Source organism: Methylobacterium sp. J-030 (assembly GCF_022829545.1).
Lineage (GTDB): Bacteria > Pseudomonadota > Alphaproteobacteria > Rhizobiales > Beijerinckiaceae > Methylobacterium.
Genome location: NZ_JAKSYM010000179.1, coordinates 1 through 2,860 on the forward strand (window position 1 = coordinate 1; position 2,860 = coordinate 2,860).

The window sequence follows — 2,860 nt, forward strand, 5'->3', positions numbered from 1 at the left end:
GCGCCCTCAGGCTCGCTTGACTATGCTGGATCGCTCGACGGATCGCCTCCGTCGTTGTGGCGCTGCCGTGAAGAACCTGGCCCATAGCGCGTCCCTCCACTCGGGCGTGAAGATCGCACCATCAAACCCTGGGATCAAACATCTAGGCCGCCTCCGCCATCTGTCGCCCGGGGTCTGCCCCATGCCGTTGTAGGCCTCGGGCGGGAGTTTGAGATCGGCTGCCGAGGGGCAGCGGTCGACCTCAACAGCAGACACATTCTCGAATCTTCGTGGACGGTACAGAGGGCAAAGCTATGCGTTGAGGGTCTGTGGGCGGACAATATGAAGAACGTGGGTTCGCTCAAGCAGTGCGTTCTCTACGCCTGTGCCGGCGCACTGCTGCCAATCCTGGCAAGCTGCGGCGGAGGAGCGACGGCGATACCGGGCCTGCAGATCGGCTCAGATGAAGGGGGAAGCACCTACGGCTTCGACGCGTTACCGTTCGAGGTCCGGCGCGCAGACGGCAGCGTGCTGACAGGCCATGCCTCAGTTCGTCTCTTGCGGGTCCAATTCTACACCCAGGACGCGAAGAAGCTGGTCGTGTGCAGCGGTGGGTTCACTCTCGATCGCGAACACGCCTCGGTTCCTGCGAACGTAGAATGCACCGGCAGCGGCATCCTACACGGCACCGTCACGACGGCGCGGTCTGATCGCGGTGAGGGCACTTTCACTGAGCCGTCCGGGCTCACCTCAAACTTCCGTTATGGCGCGCTGCTCTCTCAGCTCAGGCGGTCGAGCGGCTGAAAGACCACGATGTCGTTGCGTGGCGAAAAACCTGATCGCGCAGGCCCGGCGGCCGTAACGGATGATGAACTGAGACGAGCCCGCGCGCTTGCGGCTCGCGGTGCCGACGCAGAGGCTCGTAGCTTCTATCTTGCACTACTGGCCCGTGATCCAACCCATTTCCAGTGTCTGACCGAACTGGGGAATCTCGCCTATGCAGGGGGATACCGATCAGCTGCCCGCACGGCCTATGAGCAAGCCGTTCTTCATCATGCTGACGAGCCGATCGGACGTGTGAACTTGGCCAACCTGCTCCGAGCAGGTGGCGAGCTGATAGCGGCCAGACACCATTTCCAAGCGGCTCTCGAACGTGCACCGGATCTCGCCCAGGCTCATCAAGGGCTTGCCCTCGTGCTCGCCGAGGAGGGAGACGCGGAAACGGCGGCTCACCATCGGAGGCGCGGCTTCAGCGAAGATTGGCTGGTGCGCCGCCCCTACCGCGGCACCGGACAGGCGCGCCGGATCCTGCTCCTCGTGTCAGCCCTCGGCGGCAACATCCCGGTCGAGCATTGGCTAAGCGACCGCGAGTACGACATCACCGCGATCTACGCCGATCATGCCGACCCGGTCGCGTCCCTGCCGCCCCATGACCTGATCTTCAACGCGATCGGCGACGCGGATCTCTGTATGGAGGCGCTCAGCAGAGCTGAATGGCTGTGTGCGCGCTCGGACCGCCCCGTGATCAACAGACCGGAACGCGTCCGTACCACCGGCCGAGCCGATGCGGCACAGCTCCGATCGATCGCGAGCCTACGTATTCCGAAGGTACGCCGACTGCGGCGCGCGGATATTCTTGCACTCACAGACTTCGCGTTTCCGGTCCTCATACGACGGCCCGGCTATCACACCGGCCAGCATTTTTCGAAGGTTGATAGTCGGGCTGCATTGATCAGCGCGCTCGACGCGCTCGACCATAGCGGGTCCGGTGACCTGTTTCTGATCGAGTATCTGGATGCGCGTGGGGCTGACGGGCTCGCGCGCAAGTATCGCATGATGTTCATCGGCGGCGGTTTTTACCCCCTCCACCTCGCGCTAGGGCACGATTGGAAGGTACATTACTTCACGTCGGCTATGGCCGAGGACGATGCCTATCGCCTGGAAGAGCAACGCTACCTCGACGACCCCACCTCAGTCTTGGGTACGAACGGAATGACAGCCCTTCGCGCGGTCGCGGTACAGCTGGGGCTCGATTACGCTGGCATCGATTTCGGCCTTGATGCCGAAGGCCGCATCCTCGTCTTTGAAGTCAACGCCACGATGGTGCTGATCTCACCAGACGCGGATTCGATCTGGGACTATCGACGGCCTGCGATCAGACGTGTCTTCGAGGCAGCAGAACGGATGGTCGCCGAGCGGGTCGATAGTCGGTAGCGCCGTACATCTACCGCCCCATGCACTTGCTGAAGAACAGATACTCCTGTCCGGGATCGGCATGTTTCTCGTAGGCGTAGTCCCGCGCCCTGGTCCGACAGTATGCCTCGCTGGCATTGGCAGGTTTGCTAGCTGCCGCCGTGCGTCGACTCGTGTGCCTGTGCTGGGCGAGGCATGGCGAACATGAGGTGGCGGCGATCACCGCCGCCAGCGTAGCCCTTGTGACTGATTGAGAGAGACGCATGTCAACCTCTTGCTATCGCCGGCATGAGATCGCACTAGCAAACCTTCACGCGTAGGGCCCACCGAACAGATCACCGAGCGCCTTGCGCCGAAATAACGTGCGCCAGCGCCGACGCTGATGCTTGGGCCGGTCGTGGATCATGTGGCAGCGTTGGCAGAAGGCCGCGAGGTTTGCGTCCGCGTTGTTCGACACGTCGTGGTCCCGATGAGCAGCGTCCAACACCACGCGGGTCTGGCGGGCACGGCCCAGAATGTCAGCTTCCGCAGCGATCCGGATCCGCCTGCCCCAGCCATCGCGCCACCCGCCGGCGTCGGCATCCCACCAGCGACCTTCACCAAGGTGGTAGACCTTGCGTCCGTGCGGCCGCCCGCAGCCCTCGCAGCAGCCTCTCGCCCGGCCGAACCGGATCACGGCCGAGAGCTG

At 63.3% G+C, this 2,860-nt stretch carries 4 protein-coding genes; 2 read left to right on the forward strand and 2 right to left on the reverse strand.

Features of this window, described 5'->3' with window-relative positions:
* The first annotated feature begins 321 nt into the window (after nt 1-321).
* Nucleotides 322-783 (forward strand): hypothetical protein, encoded by a 462-nt coding sequence (locus MKK75_RS12290; protein WP_244042851.1) that lies wholly within the window; start codon nt 322-324, stop codon nt 781-783.
* Nucleotides 784-993: 210 nt separating this feature from the next.
* On the opposite strand, the gene MKK75_RS36355 is transcribed toward MKK75_RS12290, so the two are convergent.
* On the reverse strand, nt 994-1,215 hold the full coding sequence (locus tag MKK75_RS36355; RefSeq protein ID WP_409567553.1) for a hypothetical protein: 222 nt from the start codon (nt 1,213-1,215) through the stop codon (nt 994-996).
* 492 nt (nt 1,216-1,707) lie between these two features.
* On the opposite strand from MKK75_RS36355, the gene MKK75_RS36360 reads away from it, so the two are divergent.
* Nucleotides 1,708-2,193 carry a hypothetical protein gene (locus tag MKK75_RS36360; RefSeq protein WP_409567554.1) on the forward strand — a complete coding sequence of 162 codons (486 nt, stop codon included), beginning with the start codon at nt 1,708-1,710 and terminating at the stop codon, nt 2,191-2,193.
* Nucleotides 2,194-2,482: 289 nt separating this feature from the next.
* On the opposite strand, the gene MKK75_RS12300 is transcribed toward MKK75_RS36360, so the two are convergent.
* A partial coding sequence (locus MKK75_RS12300) for a hypothetical protein (protein WP_244042853.1) occupies nt 2,483-2,860 on the reverse strand: 378 nt, incomplete at its 5' end.

What these genes read in the sequence shown, in the direction of transcription:
- MKK75_RS12290 (WP_244042851.1), top strand. Translation starts at nt 322, where the DNA reads ATGAAGAACGTGGGTTCGCTCAAGCAGTGCGTTCTCTACGCCTGTGCC.
- MKK75_RS36355 (WP_409567553.1), bottom strand. Translation starts at nt 1,215, where the DNA reads ATGGTGAGCCGCCGTTTCCGCGTCTCCCTCCTCGGCGAGCACGAGGGC.